This window comes from Promicromonospora sp. NPDC110617 (assembly GCF_055598465.1).
The window spans coordinates 672,460-696,111 of record NZ_JBVKBM010000002.1; the positions used below are offsets into that span (position 1 = coordinate 672,460).

Annotated in this window: 22 protein-coding genes; 12 read left to right on the forward strand and 10 right to left on the reverse strand. The window is 72.7% G+C overall.

Features of this window, described 5'->3' with window-relative positions:
* Window positions 1-36: 36 nt before the first annotated feature.
* Together ACZ7LE_RS13735 and yczE are read right to left on the reverse strand one after the other, a co-directional pair.
* Window positions 37-1,944: a SigE family RNA polymerase sigma factor gene (locus tag ACZ7LE_RS13735; RefSeq protein ID WP_470403815.1), complete on the reverse strand. Its 1,908-nt coding sequence runs from the start codon at window positions 1,942-1,944 to the stop codon at window positions 37-39.
* A gap of 92 nt (window positions 1,945-2,036) precedes the next feature.
* A complete protein-coding gene (yczE, locus tag ACZ7LE_RS13740) occupies window positions 2,037-2,774 on the reverse strand; it encodes a membrane protein YczE (protein ID WP_470403816.1) in 738 nt (245 codons plus the stop codon).
* Between the two features lie 62 nt (window positions 2,775-2,836).
* Here yczE and yczR point away from each other — a divergent pair, with 62 nt between their 5' ends.
* On the forward strand, window positions 2,837-4,324 hold the full coding sequence (gene yczR / locus ACZ7LE_RS13745; protein WP_470403817.1) for a MocR-like transcription factor YczR: 1,488 nt from the start codon (window positions 2,837-2,839) through the stop codon (window positions 4,322-4,324).
* Between the two features lie 43 nt (window positions 4,325-4,367).
* On the opposite strand, the gene ACZ7LE_RS13750 is transcribed toward yczR, so the two are convergent.
* The 4 genes from ACZ7LE_RS13750 to ACZ7LE_RS13765 are packed head-to-tail and all read right to left on the reverse strand — an operon-like array spanning window position 4,368 to window position 6,461.
* A complete protein-coding gene (locus ACZ7LE_RS13750) occupies window positions 4,368-4,577 on the reverse strand; it encodes a hypothetical protein (protein ID WP_397397242.1) in 210 nt (69 codons plus the stop codon).
* Complete coding sequence (locus tag ACZ7LE_RS13755; protein WP_377234177.1) at window positions 4,574-5,671, reverse strand: quinone-dependent dihydroorotate dehydrogenase; 1,098 nt, start codon at window positions 5,669-5,671, stop codon at window positions 4,574-4,576. The genes ACZ7LE_RS13750 and ACZ7LE_RS13755 overlap by 4 nt, the downstream gene beginning before the upstream one ends.
* Complete coding sequence (locus tag ACZ7LE_RS13760) at window positions 5,668-6,096, reverse strand: hypothetical protein (protein WP_470403818.1); 429 nt, start codon at window positions 6,094-6,096, stop codon at window positions 5,668-5,670. Before ACZ7LE_RS13760 ends, ACZ7LE_RS13755 begins: the two co-directional genes overlap by 4 nt.
* 5 nt (window positions 6,097-6,101) lie before the next feature.
* Window positions 6,102-6,461, reverse strand: a complete 360-nt coding sequence (locus ACZ7LE_RS13765; protein WP_470403819.1) for a hypothetical protein — start codon at window positions 6,459-6,461, stop codon at window positions 6,102-6,104.
* Window positions 6,462-6,571: 110 nt separating this feature from the next.
* Here ACZ7LE_RS13765 and ACZ7LE_RS13770 point away from each other — a divergent pair, with 110 nt between their 5' ends.
* Window positions 6,572-8,134, forward strand: a complete 1,563-nt coding sequence (locus ACZ7LE_RS13770; RefSeq protein ID WP_470403820.1) for a leucyl aminopeptidase — start codon at window positions 6,572-6,574, stop codon at window positions 8,132-8,134.
* Here ACZ7LE_RS13770 and ACZ7LE_RS13775 read toward each other — a convergent pair whose 3' ends face one another.
* Window positions 8,135-8,485, reverse strand: coding sequence for an oxidoreductase (locus ACZ7LE_RS13775; protein WP_470403821.1), 351 nt, complete (start codon window positions 8,483-8,485; stop codon window positions 8,135-8,137).
* A gap of 278 nt (window positions 8,486-8,763) precedes the next feature.
* Between ACZ7LE_RS13775 and lpdA the strand changes: the two genes are divergently transcribed.
* The 3 genes from lpdA to ACZ7LE_RS13790 all read left to right on the forward strand — a co-directional run bounded on the left by lpdA (window position 8,764) and on the right by ACZ7LE_RS13790 (window position 13,086).
* A complete protein-coding gene (lpdA, locus tag ACZ7LE_RS13780) occupies window positions 8,764-10,182 on the forward strand; it encodes a dihydrolipoyl dehydrogenase (RefSeq protein WP_470403822.1) in 1,419 nt (472 codons plus the stop codon).
* Window positions 10,183-10,211: 29 nt separating this feature from the next.
* Window positions 10,212-12,014 carry a 2-oxoglutarate dehydrogenase, E2 component, dihydrolipoamide succinyltransferase gene (gene sucB / locus ACZ7LE_RS13785; RefSeq protein WP_470403823.1) on the forward strand — a complete coding sequence of 601 codons (1,803 nt, stop codon included), beginning with the start codon at window positions 10,212-10,214 and terminating at the stop codon, window positions 12,012-12,014.
* Window positions 12,015-12,165: 151 nt separating this feature from the next.
* Window positions 12,166-13,086 (forward strand): TIGR01777 family oxidoreductase, encoded by a 921-nt coding sequence (locus tag ACZ7LE_RS13790; protein WP_470403824.1) that lies wholly within the window; start codon window positions 12,166-12,168, stop codon window positions 13,084-13,086.
* Window positions 13,087-13,136: 50 nt separating this feature from the next.
* On the opposite strand, the gene ACZ7LE_RS13795 is transcribed toward ACZ7LE_RS13790, so the two are convergent.
* Window positions 13,137-14,600 carry a serine/threonine-protein kinase gene (locus tag ACZ7LE_RS13795; RefSeq protein WP_470403825.1) on the reverse strand — a complete coding sequence of 488 codons (1,464 nt, stop codon included), beginning with the start codon at window positions 14,598-14,600 and terminating at the stop codon, window positions 13,137-13,139.
* Window positions 14,601-14,698: 98 nt separating this feature from the next.
* On the reverse strand, window positions 14,699-15,787 hold the full coding sequence (locus ACZ7LE_RS13800) for a Gfo/Idh/MocA family oxidoreductase (protein ID WP_470403826.1): 1,089 nt from the start codon (window positions 15,785-15,787) through the stop codon (window positions 14,699-14,701).
* A 166-nt stretch (window positions 15,788-15,953) separates the two neighbouring features.
* Between ACZ7LE_RS13800 and ACZ7LE_RS13805 the strand changes: the two genes are divergently transcribed.
* The 7 genes from ACZ7LE_RS13805 to ACZ7LE_RS13835 all read left to right on the forward strand — a co-directional run bounded on the left by ACZ7LE_RS13805 (window position 15,954) and on the right by ACZ7LE_RS13835 (window position 22,231).
* The gene (locus tag ACZ7LE_RS13805) at window positions 15,954-16,667 is read left to right on the forward strand and encodes an HNH endonuclease family protein (RefSeq protein ID WP_470403827.1); all 714 of its coding nucleotides are present in this window, start codon (window positions 15,954-15,956) and stop codon (window positions 16,665-16,667) included.
* A gap of 62 nt (window positions 16,668-16,729) precedes the next feature.
* Window positions 16,730-17,422 (forward strand): lipoyl(octanoyl) transferase LipB, encoded by a 693-nt coding sequence (gene lipB, locus ACZ7LE_RS13810; protein WP_470403828.1) that lies wholly within the window; start codon window positions 16,730-16,732, stop codon window positions 17,420-17,422.
* Window positions 17,423-17,513: 91 nt separating this feature from the next.
* Window positions 17,514-18,515: a lipoyl synthase gene (gene lipA / locus ACZ7LE_RS13815; protein WP_400542640.1), complete on the forward strand. Its 1,002-nt coding sequence runs from the start codon at window positions 17,514-17,516 to the stop codon at window positions 18,513-18,515.
* Window positions 18,516-18,557: 42 nt separating this feature from the next.
* Window positions 18,558-19,295: a DUF4191 domain-containing protein gene (locus ACZ7LE_RS13820; protein ID WP_470403829.1), complete on the forward strand. Its 738-nt coding sequence runs from the start codon at window positions 18,558-18,560 to the stop codon at window positions 19,293-19,295.
* Window positions 19,296-19,613: 318 nt separating this feature from the next.
* Window positions 19,614-21,038, forward strand: coding sequence for a type I glutamate--ammonia ligase (glnA, locus tag ACZ7LE_RS13825; RefSeq protein ID WP_470403830.1), 1,425 nt, complete (start codon window positions 19,614-19,616; stop codon window positions 21,036-21,038).
* A 212-nt stretch (window positions 21,039-21,250) separates the two neighbouring features.
* Window positions 21,251-21,436, forward strand: coding sequence for a hypothetical protein (locus ACZ7LE_RS13830; RefSeq protein ID WP_470403831.1), 186 nt, complete (start codon window positions 21,251-21,253; stop codon window positions 21,434-21,436).
* Between the two features lie 165 nt (window positions 21,437-21,601).
* Window positions 21,602-22,231, forward strand: coding sequence for a hypothetical protein (locus ACZ7LE_RS13835; RefSeq protein ID WP_470403832.1), 630 nt, complete (start codon window positions 21,602-21,604; stop codon window positions 22,229-22,231).
* Between the two features lie 42 nt (window positions 22,232-22,273).
* Here ACZ7LE_RS13835 and ACZ7LE_RS13840 read toward each other — a convergent pair whose 3' ends face one another.
* Complete coding sequence (locus ACZ7LE_RS13840; RefSeq protein ID WP_470403833.1) at window positions 22,274-23,329, reverse strand: hypothetical protein; 1,056 nt, start codon at window positions 23,327-23,329, stop codon at window positions 22,274-22,276.
* Between the last annotated feature and the right edge of the window lie 323 nt (window positions 23,330-23,652).

Here is a 23,652-nt window from a genome sequence, read left to right on the forward strand (position 1 = left end):
CGCCCTGGGCGCCGATCGAGGCCGGGCCTCGGACGCTCAGGGCGTGAACCTGGCCCGGTACAGCGACGCCGTTCCGTCGCCCGAACCCTCCACCTGCCAGGCGACGAGGTCGCCCGCGACCGCCGCCGAGACCGCGGAGCTGGAGTCACCCAGGCCGATGAAGTGGTCCACCACCTGGGGACGCCCGTCGCCGACCGCGTCGGCGACCAGGTACACGGTGTCGCTTCCGTTCACACTGGTGCTCCACACCACGTCGCCCGCCGACACGTCCAGCGAGGTCACGACCTCTCCCGCGGTCTCCGGTTCGAAGACCCGCTCCCGGCCCGTCGCGCGGTCCAGGACGTGGATCAGCACGCCGTCGTTCCAGGCCACGAGCTCGTCCGACACCGCAAGCTCGCGCCCCCAGTACGCACCGGTGCCGGGCGCCACCGGGGTGGCGGGACGGAGGATCTCGGTGCGGCCGTCGTCCCGGTGGGAAGTGATGGCGTACCGGAACGTCCCGTCGGCGACCCGCTCCACGGTCGTGACCACCAGCTCGTCGTCGTGGGTCGCGAACGTCCGGACGCCCGTGGCGACCACCTGCCCGGGGCCGGCACCGTCCAGCGCAGTCGCCGAGACGGCGCGCACGAGCTTGCCGTCCGGTCCGGGGGTCTCGGTCAGCCAGGCGACCCGCCCGGCGGTGAGCCCGAGCCACGGGTCACCGAGCTCCGCGCCGTCCGCCGCGTGCTCCGAGGCGCTGTACTCCGTCACGGTCACCGCGCCGGAGCCCGGCTCCCGCACACGGATCGCCCACACGCCCAGAGCGCCGTCGCTGACGGGTGACTGGACCCACGCGAGCCGGTCACCCTGGCGTACCGCTGCCGTGGCCACGGTGCTCAGGCCGCCGAGCGCGGTCGAGGCCTCGTACTCGACGGCGTGCGGGACCCCGTCCTCCTGGATCTCCACGAGCTCGATCACCGACGAGCCCGCGCCCTCGGGCAGGTCGGGGTCCCCGGACTCCTCGAACTGCTGCACCATGAAGTACGAGCCGTCCTCGGCGAGCGTCGCCGTGGCGGTCCCGTCATACGCGACGGCGAAGGTCTCCAGCAGCGGCTCCACCTCCGCGGTGCCGGCCGGCGCTGTGGTCAGGCCCGGCCCGGGGGCCGCGTCGTCGCGCCGGTCGAGCAGCCGCTCGATGCCGGTCACCTCCCGGAACCACTCGCTGCCCGGCAGCGCGACCTCCCCCAGGCCGGGCACCCGCACCGGACCCACCAGGAACCACACCAGCAGGAGCGCGGCGACGCCCGACGTCGCGCCCTGCGCGGCCCGGCGACGCCGCAGCGCCGCCTTGCTGCCCCGCAGCACCGCGGCCCCGTCCAGGGCGGGCGCGTCGACGGCGTCCAGGTCCGCCTCGGCGACGAAGCCGCGCAGCCTCTCCAGCGCGCGGGCGTTGGTCGCCTTGACCGTGCCGACGCTCCGGCCGAGCTCGGCGGCGACGTCCGCCTCCGAGAGGTCCAGCAGGTGCCGGAGCACCACGACGCGCCGTTGCTGGGGCGCGAGCCGCGCGAGGGCGCGGACGAGCGCGTCCCGGAGCTCCACCTCGGCGGCGCGGTCCGGGGTGGTACCCACCGGGAGGTGGTCGTCGCCCGGCACGACCTCGCGGCGGGTGTGCCGCCACGTGTCGATGCGCAGGTTCACCAGGACGCGCCGGGCATAGGCACGGGGCTCGCGGTCCCGCACCCGGTCCCAGACGCGGTAGGTGCGCTCGAACGCCGTCTGCACCAGGTCCTCGGCCCGGTGGGTGTCGCCGGACAGGAGATACGCGGTGCGGTACAGGTAGGGTCCGGCCGTCTCGACGAACGCGACGAAGTCGTCGTCGCGCCCCCGGGCCACGCGGACGATGGCGTGCCCGGTCCCTGCGTGGCCGGCCTCTGGGTGCCCGGTCTCTTCCGTGTCGGTGCTCATGTCCCCCACCACGGTCACCGAGGCTCGCAGGTTTACCGGCCGACGGCGAGGCCGGGCGGCGCGATCAGCCGATGAGACTCGGCTGATGAGGCTCAGCCGACGAGCCCGCGCGGCGCGAGCCAGCGCGCGGCGACCTGCACCACCGGGCCCACCCCGAAGGCGAACATCACGGTCGCCCACCCGAAGGTGCCGCCCAGGAGCACGCCGACCACGACCACCGTGACCTCGATGACGGTCTTCACCAGCCACACGGGCCAGCCCGTGCGCTGCACGATGCCGGTCATCAGGCCGTCCCGCGGCCCCGGTCCGAGGCGGGCCCCGACGTACGCCGCGGTGCTCACCCCCAGCAGGACCGTCCCGCCCAGCGCGAGCGCGATCCCCGTCGGGAGCGCCGGCTCGGGCAGCAGCCGTTCGAGCACCCACAGCGAGGGGTCGATGACGAAGCTGATCACGATGATGTTGGCGATCGTGCCGATCCCGGGCTTCTGGCGCAGCGGGATCCACGCGAGCATCACCAGCAGCCCGACCCCGAGCACCACCCAGCCGTACGCCAGCCCGGTCCGGTCCACGATGCCCTGGTCCAGGACGGCCCACGGCATGGCGCCCTGGCCCGAGTGGAGCATCATCGCGGTCGCGACGCCGAAGCCCACGAGCCCGAGCAGGAGCTGGACGCCGCGGCGCACCGGACCCATCAGGACGGGGGCGCCGGGGGCGCCGGCGGCGATCTCGGTGGCGGTCACCTCGGGTGCGGGCAGGGATGCGGGCAGGGGCGCGGGCACGGCCGCGGTCTCGGGGGAAGGCTCGGCCGGGCGGCCGGTGGTCGTCGTCATGTGCCCATGGTGCGGGTCCATTGGCCTTGTCATCCAGGGCCAATCGCGCAAGAGTGGCCCCTATGTCCGCCGCGACCCCGACCGTGCTGCGCCAGCTCTCCCCCGCCACGACCGCCCGGCTGCTCGGCTCGTGGCACGCGGGCGGGCCTGCCTACGTGGCCCTCGCCGACGCCCTGCGCGCCGCCGTCCTGTCCGGCACGCTCGCCCCCAACACCCGGCTGCCCAGCGAACGTGAGCTTGCGGCGGCGCTCAAGGTGTCGCGCACCACGACCTCGGGCGCGTACGCGCGGCTGCGTGAGCTGGGCTTCGCGGTCAGCCGCGTCGGGTCGGGCACGGTCGCCACCCTGCCGCAGCGCAGCGCCGATCCCGCCCCCGGCCGGCCGGCGGGCGGCGACGCCCCGGTGGCCGACGACGCCCTGCGGGCCGTGACGCCCGGGGGCCTCCCGTCCGCCGTCGGGCACCTGGACCTGTGGCAGGCCACCCCGCCCGCGCCGCCGGAGCTGCACGAGGCGTTCGCGCGGGCCCTGGAGCGCCTGCCCGCGTACCTCGACTCGGGCGGGTACGAGCCGCACGGCCTCACGCCGCTGCGCGAGGCCGTCGCCGCCCGCTACCGCGAGCGCGGCGTGCCGACCACCGCCGACGAGATCCTGGTGACCACCGGCGCCCAGCAGGCGATCGCGCTGCTGGCGCACACCCACCTGCACCCGGGCGACCGGGCGGTCGTGGAGTCGCCCACCTACTTCCACGCCATGGAGTCGATGCGCGACGCCGGGGGCCGGGTGGTCGGCGTGCCCACGGGGCCGCTCGACGTCGACCTGCTCGCCTCCACGGTGCGCCGCGCCCAGCCGCGGCTGGTGTACCTCGTGCCGGACTTCCAGAACCCGACGGCGTTCGTGATGTCCGCCGGCGAGCGTGCGGCGGTCCGGGAGATCGCCGACCGGTACGGCGTCACGGTCGTGGGCGACGAGACGCTCGTGGAGCTCAACCTGTCGGACGTCGACCTGCCGCCCGCGTTCGCCGGGGACGGGACATCGCCGCACGTGGTCACGGTGGGGTCGGCGTCGAAGGCGTTCTGGGGCGGGCTGCGTGTCGGCTGGGTCCGGGCGCACCCGCAGGTGATCTCGCACCTCGCGCGGGCTCGGCAGTCGGCGGACATCGCGACGGCGGTGCTGGAGCAGCTCGCCGTGGTGGAGCTGCTCGGGCGCCACGAGGAGGTGCTGGCGGGCCGGCGCCGGATGCTGCGCGAGCGGCGCGACCTCCTGGTCCACCGGCTCCGGGAGGCGTTCCCCTCCTGGGACGTGCCGACGCCGCAGGGCGGGCTGTTCTGCTGGGTCGACCTGGGGCGGCCGGTCGCGCAGGCGTTCGCCGCCGCGGCCGCCGCGGAGGGCGCGCTGGTGGCGGCCGGGCCGATCTTCAGCCCTGAGAGCACCGGCTCCGCGTCCCGCGTGCGGCTCACCTTCACGCGGTCCCCCGCCGAGCTGGCCGACGCCGTACCGCGGCTCGCCCGGGCCTGGAGCCGGGTGGTGCCGTCGGGCAGGGCGCGGCGCTGATCACGGGCTGCGCGGCCCAGGGGACCGCACGGCCCGCGCGGCCTCAGGGGATCCGCAGCTCCACGCCGGGCGCGGCCTGCGTGCCGTCGTGCAGCAGGCTCGCCTGCACGGCGCCGGCCGCGGCCAGCTCGCGCCAGTGCTCACCGAGCCACTGCTCGGCGTCGTACTGCGCGGTGAAGACGGGCGTGACGGGCTCGCTCAGGCGACGCCCCTCGGCGTCGTCCAGGGCCCACTCCCACTGCGGACGGATCACTCGTACCTCCCACTTGCCGTCGAGCCGGCCGACCGGGTCAGGGCGCGGTTGATCTCCGACGCCCACAGCGGCCCCTCGTAGACGAACGACGTGTACCCCTGGGTCAGGTCGGCCCCGGCGCGCAGGTACGCGCGGACGTCGTCGGCCCGGGTGATGCCGCCCACGCCGATGATGACGGGGCCCGTGCCGAGCCGCTCGCGCAGGCGCGCGACCACCTCGATGCCCCGGCCGAGCAGCGGCGGGCCGGACAGCCCGCCCGGGCCGCGGTCGTGGCCGATGGTCGTGTTGACGGCGACCACGCCGTCCAGCCCCAGCTCCAGCACGAGGTCGGCGACGGCGTCGACGTCCTCGTTCGCGAGGTCGGGGGCGATCTTCACCAGGAGCGGGATCCTGCGGCCCGTGCCCTTGCCCGCGGCCGTCCCGGTGGTGGCCTCGTCGGCGGCGGCGCGGACCGCCTCCAGGATGGGCCGCAGCGACTCGGTCGCCTGCAGGTCACGCAGGCCCGGCGTGTTCGGGGACGACACGTTGACCACGAGGTAGTCCGCCCAGGGGGCCAGCAGCCGGGCCGACGTCGCGTAGTCGGCGGCGGCGAACTCGGGCGGCGTCACCTTGGACTTGCCGATGTTGGCGCCGACGACGATCGCCCGGCCGGCGGCGGTGCGGCGCAGCGCGCGCAGCCGGTCCGCGGCGGCGGCCGCGCCCTCGTTGTTGAAGCCCATCCGGTTGCGCACGCCCCGCACGTCCAGCTCGCGCCACATGCGCGGCTTCTCGTTGCCGGGCTGCGGGCGGGCGGTCACGGTGCCGATCTCGACGAACCCGAAGCCGAGCATCGTCAGGCCCCGGACGGCGCGGGCGTTCTTGTCGAACCCGCCCGCCAGGCCGAACGGCGCGGGCACCACGCGACCGAAGAGGCGCACGCTGCCCGGTCCACCGGCGCGCTGGCCCAGGTACGGGGCGAGCGCGCCCTGCGCGACGTCCCGCAGGACCGGCACCCTCCCCGCGCGCTCGATCAGCGAGAACGCGATCTCGTGCGCACGCTCCGGGTCCATGCGGCGGAAGACGCCGTTGAACAACAACGAGTACGGCCAGCTCATGCAGTCCTCTCCTCGGACGTGCTGCGCGACGTCCGCCACAGCCACCACAGGCCCACGAAGGGCAGGACCAGGGGCACGTAACCGTAGCCCTGGCCGAATCCGGACCAGACGGTCGACTCGCCGAACACGTCCGGGTCGGCGAGCGACAGCGCCCCGATCGTGACCACGCCGACCGCCTCGATCCCGACGGTGATCCACGCGGTCACGCGCCAGGCGGGGCTGCCGATCGCGAGCGCGAACGTCGCGACCACGTACACCGCCGCGGCGAGCGTGGAGAGCGTGTAGGCCACGGGCGCCTCGCCGAACTTCACGACGAGCTCGTAGGACGAGCGGCCGATGGCGGCGAACGCGAGGATCCCGTAGATCGTCACCAGGACGCGGCCGAAGCCCCGCCCGGTCCGTCGCCCGGCTGTCCGTTCCGTCATCGCCATCAGGCCCCCGTCCAGATCTGCCACATGCGCCATTCCAGGAAGGCCACCGTCAGCGAGGCCACGAGCAGCACCACCGAGCTCCACCTGGTGCGCTCGGCGAAGGCCCACGCGGCGGCGACCGGCAGGATCACCAGGGTGGTGGCGAAGTAGCCCCAGAACAGCACCGGGTCGCTCGCGCCGCCCCCGCCGGCACCCTGCACGATCGCGACGACGCCCTGCACGAGCAGCAGGAACTCGATGACGGCACCGCCCCAGAGCTGGTTCAGGATGACCGCGCGGTCGCGGGCGACGAACCAGCCGGCCCACCCGGCCAGGACCACGCAGAGCGCGACCACGAGGAGCAGGAGGGCAGGGATCACGTCCTGCAGACTACCGGGCGCTCCCTGTGGGGCGGCAATCGGATCGTGCGTGACCTGCGCCTCGATGAGGCCCGGCCCGGCTGTCGGAGGCCCGGGTTACCATCGGCAGCGTGACCGACGTGACCCTCTCCAGCAAGAATCCCACCGCCGTGAAGGCCGAAGCGCTCGTGGTGGCGACCGCCCAGACGTCGGACGGCGTAGCCGTCGTGTCCGACCAGCTCCCCACGGACCTGCTGACGCAGCTCGAGACGCTCGCCCCGCAGCTCGGCGTCACCGGCGCCCGCGACGAGGTGCGCAAGATCCCGGCCGGCGACAAGCTCGCCGCCGACGTCCTCGTCCTGACGGGCCTGGGTGAGCGCGCCGAGGACGGCACGTTCGCCGCCGAGACGCTGCGCCGCGCGGCAGGCGCCGCGACCCGCGAGCTGGCGGGCCTCAAGTCCGCCGCGATCGCCCTGCCGGCGTCCGACGACGCCGAGATCACCGCCGTCACGGAGGGTGCGCTGCTCGGCGCGTACGCCTTCAACCGGTACCGCACCGCCGGCAAGGACGCGGCCAAGGGCGCCGGGAACGGCGCGGCGAAGGACGCGAAGGGCAGCGGCAAGGACGCCGCGAAGAACGGCAAGGACCCGGTCGCCGCGATCGAGATCCTCACCCCGCTGCACAAGAACGCGAAGGCCAAGCTGGCCGCCGAGCGCGCCGAGATCCTCGCGGCGGCGGTCCACGCCACCCGCGACCTGGTCAACACCGCGCCCAACGAGCTGTACCCGGCCACGTTCGCCGACGCGGCGAAGGCCGCGGCCAAGGACGTGAAGCACGTCAAGGTGACGGTGCTGGACGACAAGCAGCTCGCGTCGGGCGGCTACGGCGGCCTCACGGCCGTGGGCCAGGGCTCGTCGCGCGGCCCGCGCCTGGTCAAGGTCGCCTACGCGCCGGCCAAGCCGGACGCGAAGGTCGCACTCGTCGGCAAGGGCATCACGTTCGACTCGGGCGGCATCTCGATCAAGCCGGCAGCCGGCATGGAGGCCATGAAGTCCGACATGGCCGGCGCCGCCGCGGTGCTGTCCACGGTGATCGCCGCGGCGAAGCTGAACCTCCCGGTCGCGGTCACCGGCTACCTCTGCCTCGCCGAGAACATGCCGGGCGGCAACGCGCAGCGCCCCGCCGACGTCATCACGATCTACGGCGGCAAGACCGTCGAGGTCCTGAACACCGACGCCGAGGGCCGCATCGTCATGGCCGACGGCCTCGTCTCCGCCGTCGAGGACGGCCACGACGTGGTGCTCGACATCGCCACGCTCACGGGCGCCCAGATGGTCGCGCTCGGCAACCGCACGTCCGCCGTCATGGGCACCGACGAGGTGCGCGACGAGGTCAAGGCCGCCGCCGACGCCTCGGGCGAGCTGTTCTGGCCGATGCCGCTCCCGGAGGAGCTCAAGGCCAACATCAAGTCCAAGGTGGCCGACGTCGCCAACTCCGGCCCGCGCTGGGGCGGCATGCTCAACGCCGGCCTGTTCCTGCAGACGTTCGTGGGCGACCACCCGTGGGCGCACCTGGACATCGCCGGCCCCGCCTTCAACGAGGGCGGCGCGCACGGCTACACGTCCGGCGGCGGCACCGGCGTCGGCGTCCGCACCCTCCTGGGCTTCGTCGAGGGCCGGGCCGCCGCGAAGTAGCTACTTCTTGCGCTGGGCGCTGTTCCAGTCGCGCATCCGCTGGGGGTAGCCGGTGAACCGCACGTTGTACACCGGCACCCCGAGCTGGTTCGCGATGTCGAACGCGGTGCGCTCGTCGGGCACCCGGCGGCGCGTCCACTCACCGGTGCTCGCCACGAGCAGGATGGTGCTGGGGATGTCGGTGGTCGGGGGCTCCACGTAGGCCTCGACCCCGACGCGCGAAGCGATGAACTCACCGAGGTGCGCCAGGGTCTGGCGGCGCGCGTCGTTACCGGTGGGACGCGCGGCGCTACCGGGTGCGGAGCGTCGCTGGAAGAAGCGCGCGAGCGAGCTACGGGACTGGCGGGGCATGCACCGAGGGTACTAGCGAGACCGGCGCTGTCCTAGGCATCTCCACGCACATCGCAGGAAACTCGCACCTTCTGCTCGCGGGCTGTCCTGCCGCGGACCGGGGACGCCGTCCTGTCACAGGGCCGCCGGAGCGTCAATGTCGCCACGGTCACACCCGACAAGCCCGGTACACGATTGGGGCCACGCCCGCTGAAGTGTCAAGATGGCATGCGGCGACAACCCACGCAGCCGACGAAGCCAACGCGGTCACCTCCGCGGAGTCAACGAGGAGCCAGCACGTGCCTACGCATGACAGCCCGACCACGTTCGACGTCGTCGTGCTCGGCGGGGGAAGCGGCGGCTACGCCACCGCGCTCCGCTCGGCACAGCTGGGCCTGAGCGTGGCCCTCGTGGAGGAGGGCAAGCTCGGCGGGACCTGCCTGCACGTGGGCTGCGTGCCCACCAAGGCACTGCTGCACGCCGCCGAGGTGGCCGACACCGCCGCGCACGGCGCGCAGTTCGGCGTGCGCACGTCGCTGGACGGCATCGACATGCCCGGCGTGCTCGCCTACAAGGACTCCGTGGTCGCCGGCCTGTACAAGGGCCTGCAGGGGCTCATCGCCTCGCGGAAGATCACCGTCGTCGAGGGGCACGGCACGCTCGCCTCCCCCGGCGTCGTCGAGGTCACCGCCGCGGACGGTGCGACGAGCACCTGGACCGGCACCCACGTGGTGCTCGCGACCGGCTCGTACGCCCGGACGCTGCCCGGCCTGGAGCTCGGCGGCCGCATCCTCACCTCCGACCAGGCGCTCACGCTGGAGACCGTGCCCCGGTCCGTCGTGGTGCTCGGCGGCGGCGTGATCGGCGTGGAGTTCGCCAGCGTCTGGAAGTCCTTCGGCGCCGACGTGCAGATCGTCGAGGCGCTGCCCCACCTCGTCCCCAACGAGGACGTCGCTCTCTCGAAGGCGCTGGAGCGCGCGTTCCGCAAGCGTGGCATCAAGTTCTCCCTGGGCGAGCGCTTCGCCCAGGCCAAGCAGTCCGACGACGGCGTCCAGGTCGAGCTGGAGTCGGGCACCACGTTCGACGCCGAGCTGCTGCTCGTCGCCGTCGGGCGCGGAGCGCGGACCGCCGACCTCGGCTACGAGGCCGCCGGTGTGCGCGTCGACCGCGGGTTCGTGCTGACCGACGAGCTGCTCCGCACCGGCGTCACCACGCCGGCCGGCGGGCAGGTCTGGGCCGTCGGCGACATCGTGCCCGGCCTGCAGCTTGCCCATCGCGGGTTCGCGCAGGGCATCTTCGTGGCCGAGCAGATCGCGGGCAAGTCTCCCGCACCGATCGACGAGGCGACGATCCCGCGGGTCACCTACTGCGAGCCGGAGGTGGCGTCGGTCGGCGTCACCGAGGCGCGGGCCGCCGAGCTGTACGGCCCGGACGGGGTGGAGACCATCGAGTACAACCTGGCGGGCAACGGCAAGAGCAAGATCCTGGGTACCCAGGGCTTCGCCAAGCTGGTGCGCCGCAAGGACGGACCCGTGGTCGGTATGCACCTGATCGGCTCGCGTGTGGGCGAGCTGATCGGCGAGGGCCAGCTCATCGTCGGCTGGGAGGCGTTCCCTGAGGACGTCGCCTCGCTCGTCCACGCACATCCCACCCAGAACGAGGCACTCGGAGAGGCACACATGGCACTGGCCGGCAAGCCTCTGCACGCCCACAACTGACCATAACGACAAAGGAGACCCCACAGGTCATGTCTGAGAACGTGCAGCTGCCGGCCCTCGGCGAATCCGTCACCGAGGGCACTGTCACCCGCTGGCTCAAGGCTGTCGGCGACGAGGTCGCCGTCGACGAGCCGCTGCTCGAGGTGTCGACCGACAAGGTCGACACCGAGATCCCGTCGCCGATCGCCGGCGTGCTCGAGCAGATCCTCGTCCAGGAGGACGACACCGTGGAGGTCGGCGCCACCCTCGCCGTCATCGGCGACGGCTCCGGCTCCGGTGCCGCCCCGGCGGCCCCGGAGCCGGAGCCCGCCGCAGCGGAGGCCCCCGCACCCGAGGCGACGCCTGAGCCGGCCGAGGCCGCTCCCGCCGAGGCGCCCGCGGCGGAGTCGCCCGCGCCCGCCCCCGCCGAGGCCCCCGCCCCGGCTCCGGCCGGTGGCGGCACCGACGTGCCGCTGCCCGCGCTGGGCGAGTCGGTCACCGAGGGCACCGTGACGCGCTGGCTCAAGGAGGTCGGTGACGACGTCGCCGTCGACGAGCCGCTGCTCGAGGTCTCGACCGACAAGGTCGACACCGAGATCCCGTCGCCCGTCGCGGGGACGCTCCAGGAGATCCTGGTCAAGGAGGACGAGACCGTCGAGGTCGGCGCCATCCTGGCCCGCGTCGGTTCCGGCGCCGCCGCTCCGGCCGCTGCCGCTCCGGCCGCCCCGGCTCCCGAGGCGCCGAAGACCGAGGCTCCGGCCGAGGCCACCCCCGTGCCGGACCCGGCCGCAGACTCCCCGGCTCCCGCCGAGGCCGCCTCCCCCGCTCCGGCTGTTCCGGCTCCCGCCGCACCCGCCCCTGCCGCTCCGGCCGCCCCGGCCCCTGCGGCCACGCCGGCTCCCGCCGCTGCCGCGGGTCGCGCCGCCGGCTCGTACCTGACCCCGCTCGTGCGCAAGCTCGCCGCGGAGAAGGGCGTCGACGTCGCCGAGGTGAAGGGCACCGGTGTCGGCGGCCGCATCCGCAAGGAGGACGTGCTCGCCGCCGCCGAGGCCAAGGCAGCCCCGGCGCCCGCCGCCGCTGCCGCACCCGCTGCGAAGGCGCCGGCCGCGACCAAGCTCGAGGTGTCGCCGCTGCGCGGCACCACGGAGAAGATGTCGCGCCTGCGCAAGATCGTCGCCGAGCGCATGCTCGAGGCGGTCCAGTCGCAGGCCCAGCTGACCACGGTCCTGGAGGTGGACGTCACCCGCGTCGCGAAGCTCCGGGCCAAGGCCAAGGAGTCGTTCGCCGCGCGCGAGGGCGCCAAGCTGACCTTCCTGCCGTTCTTCACGCTGGCCGCCGTCGAGGCGCTCAAGGCCTACCCGAAGATCAACGCCACGATCGACACCGAGAAGGGCGAGATCACCTACCACGGCTCGGAGAACGTCGGCATCGCCGTCGACACCGAGCGTGGCCTCGTGGTCCCGGTCATCAAGAACGCGGGCGACCTGAACCTGGCGGGCATCGCCCGGCAGATCCAGGACCTGGGTGCGCGCACCCGGGCCAACAAGGTGACGCCGGACGAGCTCTCGGGCGGGACGTTCAACATCACGAACACCGGCTCGGGCGGCTCCCTCATCGACACGCCGATCGTGCCGCTGGGCCACGCGGCCATCCTGGGCACGGGCACCATCACCAAGCGCCCGGTCGTGGTGACCGACGCCGAGGGCAACGAGAGCATCGCGGTGCGCTCGATGGCCTACATCTTCCTGTCCTACGACCACCGCCTGGTCGACGGTGCGGACGCCGCGCGCTTCCTCACCGCGATCAAGAACCGGATCGAGGAGGGCGCGTTCGAGGCCGAGGTCGGTCTCTGACGAGGACGAACGGTCGGCCGGGTAGCGCACGCACCTGACGTCGACCCAGCAGCGGGTGGTGGCCGGTCCCGGGTTCGGGACCGGCCACAGCCGTCTGTCCGCCGTCGGTGCCCTGTCTGTGCGGCGCCGTCGGGCAGGCTAGATTCGCGGCATGGACGTAGTCGTGGCCGGGTCGCACGGCCTCATCGGCTCCGCGCTGGTCGCGGACCTCGTCGCCCGAGGGCACGGCGTGCGCCGGCTGGTGCGGCGCGGGAGCGAGTCGTCCGGCGCTGCCGAGTCAGCCCCGCCGTCCGGCGTCCGGGACGTGCCGTGGGACCCGCGCACCGGTGAGCTCGACCCGGTCGCCCTGGACGGCGCCGACGCCGTCGTGAACCTGGCCGGGGCCGGGATCGGCGACCACCGCTGGACCCCGGCGTACAAGCAGAAGCTCGTGGGCTCGCGTACCACGACCACGAGCCTGCTCGCCCGCACGATCGCGCGCCTGGACGGTCCGCCCGTGCTGGTCAACGCGTCGGCGGTCGGGGCGTACGGGGACCGCGGGGACGAGGTCCTGACCGAGGCGTCGGAACGCGGCGACGACTTCCTCGCGGGCCTGGTCAAGGCCTGGGAGAACGCCACGGCGCCCGCCGCCGACGCCGGGGCACGCGTCGTCTGGATGCGCAGTGGCATCGTGCTCGCGCCGTCGGGCGGGGCGCTCGGCAGGCTGCTGCCACTCCTGCGTCTCGGTGTCGGCGGCCCGCTCGGCAGCGGCCGGCAGTGGTGGAGCTGGATCACGCTCACCGACGAGGTCGCAGCGATCCGCCACGTCATCGGCGCGGACGTGCGCGGACCCGTCAACGCCGTGGCGCCCGAGCCCACCACGAACCGGGACCTGACCCGGGCGCTCGCCCAGGCCCTCAACCGGCCGGCGGCCCTGACGGTGCCCCGGTTCGCCCTGCGGATCGCGCTCGGGCAGTTCTCCGGCGATCTCGTGGCCTCCCAGCGGGTGGTCCCCGCTGTGCTGAGCCGCACCGGCTTCACCTGGACGCACGCCGCCCCCGAAGAGGCGGCGCGCTGGGTCGCCGGGCGCTGACCCGGTCCGGGGCGGTCCGGGGCGGCCGCGCCGGGTCAGCCGCGTCGGGGTCAGCGGACCTCGCTGACCCGCCAGCCGCCCGGCGTCCAGACCAGGGTCAGGTCGGCAGACTCCTTCGACGCGGGCACCGCGGTCTCGCCGTCGGCGGACACCTGGCGGTGTGCGGTGATCGTGTACTGGATCCGCACGATCGCCTCGATCGCCACCTTCTTGCCGGACGTCTTCCCCTCGGCGTCGTCCGACGTCTGGACCGTCTTGCGCGACGCCGTGGTCGCGCTCTGCACGGCGGACGCGGCACCCGGGCCCTGCGTCACGACCTCGGTGGACTCCACCTCCGCGGACGCACCGACCACCTGGGACCGGTTCTGCTTGAGCTCGTCGAGGATCTGCTGGTCGGCCAGGTAGGCCGGCGAGCCCTCCAGGTTGACCGTGCTGATGTCCGAGACCGCACCCGCCAGCAGCGCGAGCCGACGCTCCGTGAGCTCGACCGCGGCACCTGCCGGGTCCTTGGCGTTGCTCACCGGGTTGATGCCGCCCCAGACGGGGGCGGAGGCCTCGGGCGAGGGCGCCGCGACGGCGGGCTCCTCGCCGCCGAAGGCCTCGGGCAGGGCGACGACCCCTGCCGTGATCCCCGTGACCACGCCGGCGGCGATCATGACCGTCGCGAGCACGGAGCCCGCGGTGACGCGCGGCTCGGCAGCCTTCACGCCCGGTCGCGCGCCGACGGCCCGGCCCGTGACGGGCATCGTCGCCCGGCGTCGCCCGCCGGTCGCCCAGGAGCGCGCGTCGACCGCGGCGATGGACCCCGTCAGGGTCTTCGCGGCGGAGCGCCAGGCGGAGGGCGTGTGCGCGCCGAGGGGCACGTGACCCGCGATGGGCACGGGACCGCTGATGGCGGCCGAGACGAGGGCGGAGGCGTCCGGGAGCCGCACCGGCTCCGGCTGCACGGCGTCGTTCGCGAGGGCCGCGAGCGTGCCCGGCTCGGGCCGGTCGCGCGGGTCCTCAGCCCGGGCGCGGGCCAGGACGGCCCGCAGCGCCTGGTCGGCCTTGGAGTCCAGGCTCGGCCCGGGGAAGCCCAGCACCGACTCGACGAGCGTGGCCAGCGAGGTGACGTCGACCGGGTCGTCGCTGTGGTCCGGCAGCGTGACGCGCGGGCGCAGCACGGCGCTGCCGTCGCTGCGCAGCAGCACGTCCGTGGGCCGCACGCCGCCGTGGACCAGACCCACGGCGTGCAGCGCGGCGAGCGCCTGCGCGATGGCGACGGTGATCCCGGCGCCCTCGGCGGCGGTCAGGGGGCCGCGCGAGCCGACGGCGGTCGGCAGGTCGACCGCGCCCGTCCGCGACAGCCGGACGTCGAGGTTGTCCGGGCCGTTGGGCGAGATGGCGATGAGCGGCACGAGATGGGGGTGGTCCAGTGTCGCGAGGGTGTCCAGGCGGCGCACCAGAAGTTCCCGTGCCGCGGCCTCGGTGGGGACGGCTACGCGGACCAGTTCCGCGGATTCGATGTAGTGCACCCGATCATGAGAACTCCGTGCATCGGAGCCCGCTCTTTATCCACAGGATTTGCCGAATTCGACGCCCTGTGGGTGAACTCCTGGGCACACGCAGGGAATCACACGTCGACGAGCCGCCCTTCCTTGGCCGAGACCCGTGCCGCGTCCAGGACCTCCGCGGTCCGGACGGCGTCGGCGGGATCGACGGGCACGTCGGCCTCACCGGCTAGCCATTCGGCCACCGCGGAGTAGAAGTCGCCGTGCCCGCCCCGGGGCTGCGGCACGGCGGTCCGCTCGCGGCCGCGGGTGAGCCAGCCGTGGGTGCCGTCGGGCTGGTCGTCGTCGAGCACGTCGAAGGGCGAGGCGTCGCCCTCGAACGAGTTGACCAGGTACGCGCCGCCGTCCCCCAGCACGCGCGTACGCGGGCCGGGCGCCCCGACCAGGGAGCCCGCCCAGAGCCGCGAGACCACGCCCTTGGCGGGCGGCTCCACGCCGAAGAGGACGTCGGCCGCCGCGGCGCGCCCCGGGACCACACCGGGCCTGGTGCCCGGCGCTGCATGGTGCAGCACGAGGAACACGTCGTCCTCTGTGGGCGTCGAGAGCGAGCGGGTCTCGGCGTACACCGAGACCACCGGCCCGAAGAGCTGGGTGGCCGAGTCCACGAGGTGCGGGCCGAGGTCGAGCAGCAGCCCGCCGCCCACGACGTCGTTCTCCTTCCAGCGCTGCTGGGGCTTGGGCCGCCAGCGCTCCCAGTGCCGCTCGAAGGTGTGCACCTTGCCGAGGTCACCTCGGTCCAGCAGGGCCTTGAGCGTGAGCTGCTCGGGGTCCCAGCGCCGGTTGTGGAACACGGTGAACGGCGTGCCGGACGACGACGCGGCGGCCACCACCCGGCGGGCCTCGGCCGCCGTCGTCGCGATCGGCTTGTCCAGCACGAAGGGCTTGCCGGCCACGGAGACGGCGTTCGCGTGCTCGGCGTGCAGGGAGGAGGGGCTGGCGATGACCACCAGGTCGTAGAGACCTGGCTCCGCCAGCATCGAGGGGAGGTCGTTGAAGAGCCGCGCGCCGGGCCAGTCACCGGCCGCCTGGACGCGCCGCCCGGAGTCGCGCGCGACGACCGCCGTTACCGACATACCCGCAGCTCGCGCCAGCCGAGCGTGAATTTGCCTGCCCGCGCCGCCGTAGCCGACAATCCCGATCCGAAGTGACATGGCCCCATCGTGCCCCGCGGGACGCAGCGACGCGAGATTACTGGTCAGCCGCTTAATCCCCGTAACACAACTCTGGCAGACTGGGGCAAGAGGTACGTTTCGCACGTTCTTAGACTTTGTCCGGCCATCTGTGGTCCGGACCAACGGCCGACAGATTGAGGGGCTCGTGTCCGCCACAGCCAAGAAGTCCAGCCAGACCCGTAAGACCCTGCAGCTCGTGCTCATCGCCGTCGCGGCGCTCGTGCTCGCCGGCAACTTCGTCGTCAAGTCCCTGGGTGACGACGTCGCCCCCGCCGAGGGCGCGCAGGGCTCGGCCCTCGCGGCGCTGGACACGCTGACGGTGCAGGACGCCGCCACCGAGGACGGCTACGACCGCGAGTCCGACTTCGGCAGCGCCTGGCAGGACGCCGACGACAACGGCTGCGACACCCGCAACGACATGCTCCAGCGCGACCTCGACGACTTCGTGCTGACCGAGGGCGACTCGTGCGAGGTCGCCTCCGGCACGCTCGACGACCCGTACACGGGCAAGACCATCGATTTCGAGCGCGGCGAGAACTCCGGTGACGTACAGATCGACCACGTCGTCGCGCTGATGAACGCGTGGACCACCGGCGCGGCCGACTGGGACAAGGACAAGCGCGTCTCGATCGCGAACGACCCGCTCAACCTCGTGGCCTCGGACGGCCCCGCGAACATGGGCAAGGGCGCCAAGGACGCCTCCGAGTGGCTGCCGGAGAACCAGGCCTACCGCTGCGAGTACGTCGCCCGGCAGATCGCCGTGAAGGCCAAGTACGAGCTGTGGGTCACGCCCGCCGAGCACGACGCCATGGAGGACGTCCTGACGAGCTGCCCGGCGGAGACCCTCCCGGCGTCCTGACCGGGACGGCGGCCCGCAGGGGCCCGGCAGCGGGCCTGCGGGGCGGGTCTAGGCTTGCGGCCATGGACATCCGACACCTCACCGGGCACGTCGAGTACCACGAGGGCTGGGACCTGCAGCGACGCACCCACGAGGGCGTCCGCGCGGAGGACCTCGCCGACACCGTCTTCTTCCTGGAGCACGAGTCCGTCTACACGGCGGGCGCGCGCACGCACCGCGACGAGTACCCGACCGACGGCACCGAGGTCGTCAAGGTCGACCGCGGCGGCAAGATCACGTGGCACGGCCCGGGCCAGATCGTGGCCTACCCGATCATCAAGCTGGCCAAGCCGTTCGACGTCGTCGAGTACGTCCGCACGCTGGAGCAGGCGGTGATGGACGTGTGCGGCGCATTCGGCGTGGAGACGATGCGGGTCGAGGGCCGCTCCGGCGTCTGGGTCGCCGCCGACGACCCGGGGGTGCCGGACCCCCGGCTCGAACGCAAGGTGTGCGCCATCGGGGCGCGCGTCGCCAAGGGCGTGACCATGCACGGCCTGGCCCTGAACTGCGACGCCGACCTGGCCGCGTTCGACCACATCGTGCCGTGCGGCATCCCGGCGGAGGACGCCGACGTCACCTCGCTGACCGCCGAGGCCGGCCGGCGGGTCACCGTCGACGAGGTCCGGCCCCTGCTGGAGGCGGCCCTGATCGAGCGCCTCTCGCCGCTGCTCGCGCGGGACGCCGCGCCGTCCGAGGCCGTCGCCGCGACAGCGTGACGAACGCCACGTGCCGCCCCCGCGACGGCCGCGCGACGGCGGTCGCCCGAGGCTTAGGCTGGGCCAACCCGCTGACCTGGGAGGGATCTGCGTGACCATCGCACCTGAAGGCCGACGCATGTTGCGCATCGAAGCGCGCAACTCGGCCACGCCCATCGAGAAGAAGCCCGAGTGGATCAAGACCCGGGCGGTGATGGGACCCGAGTACCGCGACATGAAATCGCTCGTGAAGGGCGAGGGCCTGCACACGGTCTGCGAGGAGGCCGGCTGTCCCAACATCTTCGAGTGCTGGGAGGACCGCGAGGCCACCTTCCTCATCGGCGGTGACCAGTGCACGCGCCGCTGCGACTTCTGCCAGATCGACACGGGCAAGCCCGCCGACTTCGACAAGGACGAGCCGCGCCGCGTCGCGGAGTCCGTGCGGACCATGGGCCTGAAGTACTCGACCGTCACGGGCGTCGCCCGCGACGACCTGGCCGACGGTGGCGCCTGGCTCTACGCGGAGACCGTCCGCCAGATCCACGCGCTCAACCCCGGCACCGGCGTGGAGCTCCTCATCCCGGACTTCAACGCCATCCCCGAGCTGCTCGACGCCGTCAACGAGTCGCGCCCCGAGGTGCTCGCGCACAACGTCGAGACCGTGCCCCGCATCTTCAAGCAGATCCGTCCGGCGTTCACCTACGAGCGGTCGCTCTCGGTCATCACCCGCGCCCGCGACGCCGGCCTCGTCACCAAGTCCAACCTGATCCTGGGCATGGGCGAGACCGTCGACGAGGTCAAGCAGGCGCTGCAGGACCTGCACGACGCCGGCTGCGACATCATCACGATCACCCAGTACCTGCGCCCGTCGCTGCGCCACCACCCGGTGGACCGCTGGGTGCGGCCGGAGGAGTTCGTGGAGCTGTCCGAGACGGCGGAGCAGATCGGCTTCCTCGGTGTCATGGCCGGGCCGCTGGTGCGCTCGTCGTACCGCGCGGGCCGCCTGTGGGGCCAGGCGATGACCAAGCACGGCCGCGCGATCCCCGAGGCGCTCTCGCACCTCGCACAGCCCACCACCTCCCGTCAGGAGGCGGCGAGCCTGCTGGCGCGCTGACCCGGCACGCCGACCCCTCGCAGCGCACTAGAATCGATGACCATGGCCCGAACCTCGTCCGGAGGCGAAGCGCGCGACGACGCGTCCGTCTCCAAGCAGAAGAAGCCCAAGAAGCGCCGCTGGTATCACCAGCTGTGGGACGTCTACCAGATGACCCGCAAGCAGAACCCGCTCGTCACCTGGTGGATGCTCGCCGCGTTCGTCGGTGTGGTGGCGGTGGCGCTGCTCATCGGTGTGCTCGCGGGCCCGTGGGTCTACGCGCTCGTCATCGGCGTGCCGTTCGGCGTGCTGGCGGCGATGTTCGTGCTGTCCCGCAGCGCGGAGAAGGCCGCCTACACGCAGATCGCCGGTCAGCCGGGCGCGGCCCGCGCCGCGCTCGGCACCGTGCGCGGCGGCTGGACGTTCGAGGACGAGCCTGTGGCCGTCGACGCCCGCAACCAGGACTTCGTGTTCCGGGGTGTGGGCCGGGCCGGCGTCGTGCTGGTCTCGGAGGGGCCGTCGCACCGCGTGACGCGCCTGCTCGACCAGGAGCGCAAGAAGGTCAGCCGCATCCTGTCCAACGTGCCGGTCACCGTGATCCAGTGCGGCGACGGCGAGGGCCAGGTGCCGCTGACCAAGGTCGCGCGCGCCGTCACGCGCCTCAAGTCGACGCTGACCCGGGCCGAGGTGGCCGAGATCAGCAAGCGGCTCAAGGCCATCGGCGGCATGAAGCTGCCGATCCCCAAGGGCATCGACCCGACCCGCGCCCGCCCCGACCGCAAGGGCATGCGCGGTCGCTGACCGGTCTGGCCTCGAAGGGGGCGCCTCCCGTACGGGAGGCGCCCCCTTTGCGCACCCGACTGCCGTCCGATGGACGGACGCCGCCGGGCCGCGGCATGTGAGTTCTGGCACGCTGTGATAACGCTGCCGGAGCTACCACCAGCACATCTCCCCACGGTTACACGGTCGAGAGGCGCGAGAAACACTCCGGCAACAATCAGTAACCCGAGAGAAACCACCTGCCCTTAGGTTCGTGGCGATCCGCGTGCAAGCCTGCCCAGCCGTTCGGCGTCGTGCGACGGACTCCCCCTGGACTTATCGAGCGAGCAAGGAGCGCAGATGTTCAACAACGCCGAGGAGGCGATTGCCTTCACCCGCAACGAGGGGGTGGAGTTCGTCGACGTCCGGTTCATCGACCTGCCGGGTGTCACTCAGCACTTCAACATCCCGGTCGAGCAGTTCGACGAGGACGCCTTCAGCGAGGGCCTCATGTTCGACGGCTCGTCCATCCGCGGTTTCCAGGCGATCCACGAGTCCGACATGAAGCTCGTGCCGGACATCGCGACGGCGTACATCGACCCGTTCCGCAAGGCCAAGACCCTGATCGTGAACTTCTCGATCGTGGACCCGTTCACGGGTGACGCCTACGCCCGCGACCCGCGCAACATCGCGGCCAAGGCCGAGGCCTACCTCAAGTCGACCGGCATCGCCGACACCGTCTTCTTCGGTGCCGAGGCCGAGTTCTACGTCTTCGACGACGTGCGCTTCAAGACCGCGTCGAACGAGAGCTACTACTCCATCGACTCCGTCGAGGCCGCGTGGAACACCGGCCGCGAGGAGGAGGGTGGCAACCTCGGGTACAAGACCCGCTACAAGGGCGGCTACTTCCCCACCTCGCCGAGCGACCGCTTCGCGGACCTGCGCGACGACATGGTCAAGACCCTCGGCCAGGTCGGCCTCTCCGTCGAGCGCGCGCACCACGAGGTGGGCACCGCCGGCCAGCAGGAGATCAACTACAAGTTCAACTCCCTGCTGCACGCCGCCGACGACCTGATGAAGTTCAAGTACGTCATCAAGAACGTCGCCTTCGAGGCCGGCAAGTCGGCCACGTTCATGCCGAAGCCGATCTTCGGTGACAACGGCTCGGGCATGCACTCGCACCAGTCGCTCTGGAAGAACGGCGAGCCGCTGTTCTACGACGAGAAGGGCTACGGCGGCCTGTCCGACCTGGCTCGCTGGTACATCGGCGGCATCCTGAAGCACGCGCCGTCGCTGCTCGCCTTCACCAACCCGTCGGTGAACTCGTACCACCGCCTGGTGCCGGGCTTCGAGGCTCCCGTGAACCTCGTCTACTCGGCCCGCAACCGCTCCGCCTCGATCCGTATCCCGATCACGGGTACCTCCCCGAAGGCCAAGCGCATCGAGTTCCGCGCGCCGGACCCGTCGTCCAACCCGTACCTGGCGTTCTCCGCGATGCTGATGGCCGGCCTGGACGGCATCAAGAACCGCATCGAGCCGCCGGCCCCGGTCGACAAGGACCTCTACGAGCTGCCGCCCGAGGAGCACGCGCAGATCGCTCAGGTCCCGACGTCGCTCGGCGGCGTGCTCGACGCGCTCGAGGCCGACCACGAGTACCTCACCGCCGGTGACGTGTTCACGGAAGACCTGATCGAGACCTGGATCGCGTACAAGCGCGAGAACGAGATCGACCCGATCCGCCTGCGGCCGCACCCGCACGAGTTCGAGCTCTACTACGACATCTGACAGTCGGTCCCTCGTGACCTGCTGAGTTGCCCCGAAACGGCGGCTGACCTGTATCTTCGTCTCGCGACGAGGTGCGGCGTCGGCCGCCGTTCCTCGTGCTCCCGTGTGACTCTCGTGTCATTGCCCAGGTCGAGGGCCTGGCGACCCGGGGGCCGCCGTAGTTCACCCCACCCTCGGAGTGCCGAATCATGGCAGCGTGGCATCGTCGGATCATGAGCACCGACGAGGCAATGAGCAGTTTCCGATCAGCGGAGGACTGGGCCGGCCAGGCCTACAGCCGCCTCTCCGGGCTGACGGGGCCCGACGAGGCGACGACGCAAGCGCTCGCAGATCTTGCCCGAAGCATCGGCGCGCTGGCCAAGGGACTGGGGCAGATGACCACCGAACCGCCCCCGTGATCCATGGCCAGTCCACAAGACATCCGACTGCGGCCCTGATCGGCTCGGGCTGACGACGGTTGACCACAGCGGTTGCTGCCGGACGGAGGCCGCTCGTGGCAGCAACTGCTGTGGTCAACACCGGCGCGATCAGGCAGGCGCCTCGTCGGTGGGTACGCTTCGGCGGTGGGCACCGACATCTTCGGCGGCATCGAAGCCCGGCACCCGGGTGCGTACAGCGACTGGTACGACGGCGAGCCGTGGCTCAAGGTCATGGACCTCTACCCGCTCCTCGAGTACGGCGGCCCGGCAGGCAGTTATCCGGCCTTCGCCTACCTGTTCGGCATCCGGAACAGTTACGGCTTCGAGCCGCTCGCACCGGCGCGCGGGCTGCCCGACGACGTCTCGGGTGCCCTCCGCGAGGACCTCGAGGCATACATCACGTCCGGAGACCTGATCGCGTCCTGGATCGGGTGGGACGAGCTGACAGCAATCGACCCGGACGAACCGTTCGGGCACGTCGTCGGCTACCTGGAGTCGAACGACGGCTCGTCGATGTCCCGAACGCTGCTGCTGCCGCGCGGTTGGACACCTGACGCGATCGACTTCGCCGGACCGGCCGCAGCGTCGGCCGCGCTGACCCCAGCCGAAGCAGCGACGTGGGAGCACGACGGCATGACCTATCGGTACCAGCCGATGGACCTCGGCACCTACTTCGGTGACGGCACCCCGTGGGGCCACGTGCTGGCTGTCATGCGCGCCCTCGCCGGCAGGTTCGGGTCCGACGGCGTGCGGCTGGTGGCGGCGTTCGACTGAACGTCCCTGGTGGCCGGCACGAGACCTGCGGCACCCGCCCCGTCAGCGCTCGAAGAACTGCATCCTCCAGTCGATCGTCCAGTTGCCTGGTTCGTACTCCAGCACGATCGGGCCTGCCGTCCCGCCGACGATCTGGTACGGCGTGGTCTGGAGCGCGGTGTCGACACCGCGCGACGTGTTCAGGATGCCGTCGAACCGATCGAGCGTGACGAGCGCGGCGAACGGGCCCCCGCAGACCTCGGTGGTCTCGCCGACGTCGGTCCGGACGGCCACCGCGACGTACGACCGCCCGCTCGGCACCATGCCGACGCCGAACCAGGGACTCTCGGGGCAATCCCAGGGACCCGTTGACGACCACATCAGAGTCCGAGGCCCCCAGTCCGTCCCGGCCGAGCGCGTGTAGAACCGGTGCTCGTCGCCGACCATCCCGGCCCACACCAGCCGCGTGAGGGAGTCGCCGGCGGCGAGCTCCGCGCGGTTGCTCGTGCGGAACCGGTAGGTCGGCATCGTGGTGCTGGTCGACTGGCGCCAGAGCTTGTCGCGCGCGAGCAGCGTCTCCCGCCCGCCGCCCTCGGTGACGAGCCGGACTCGCGGGCGGGGATGGTCCACGGTGCCGAGCGCCACCGACGGCGACCAGGTGGCGGCCCCGGGCTGGATCACGGTCCGCCGGATCTCCGCCGTCGTCCCCTTCGGCGCTGCCCAGACCACGGTGACCTTGCCGGCGTTGTTGATGGCGACGTCCCGGGGCGCGTCCACCAGCACCGACGGGATGCGGCGGGTGTCCCAGGAGCCGCCCCGCTCCAGGCGGCTCAGGTACGCCCGCCCGCCCGGAGCGCTCCACAGCAGCGCGGCGTCGCCGTCCGTGTTGCCCACGAGCTTCGACCGCGCGACGTCCTGCGCGGTGATCGTCACGGGGCCGTCCCAGCCCGCGCCGTTGAACAGCCAGGACACGCTTCCCGTGACCGCCATCGCGTAGTCGCCGGGCCCCGCGATCACGCCGCCCTGTGAGCTGGCGGGTACGTCGAGACGCGACCACTCGAGCCGGCGGCCGTGCTCGAGCCACGACTGCTCCTGGGTGCCGGGCTCGGGCAGGCTCACGCTGAACACGCGGCCCGACCCCGAGACCGCAACGTCCCGATGGACCTCCCCCTCCGGGGAGAGCTCCAGCCGAAGGCCGGGTCGCCCGGGGCGGCGGACGCCGGCGCTCCGGCAAGCAACGTCGTGGTGAGCAACACCGTGGCAAGGACACCGGCCGCGATGCCTGCTACCGCAGTCCGACGCATGATGCCTCCTGGGGTCGGCGCCACCGCCGTCCCGGATCCCTTGGCGTCGTTGCCGGGGCCGGGGTACGCGCAGCCTGGTCCGATGGTGGCACGCGCCCAGGGCACCGGACCGCCCTTTCACCCCGCCGTCACCCCTGG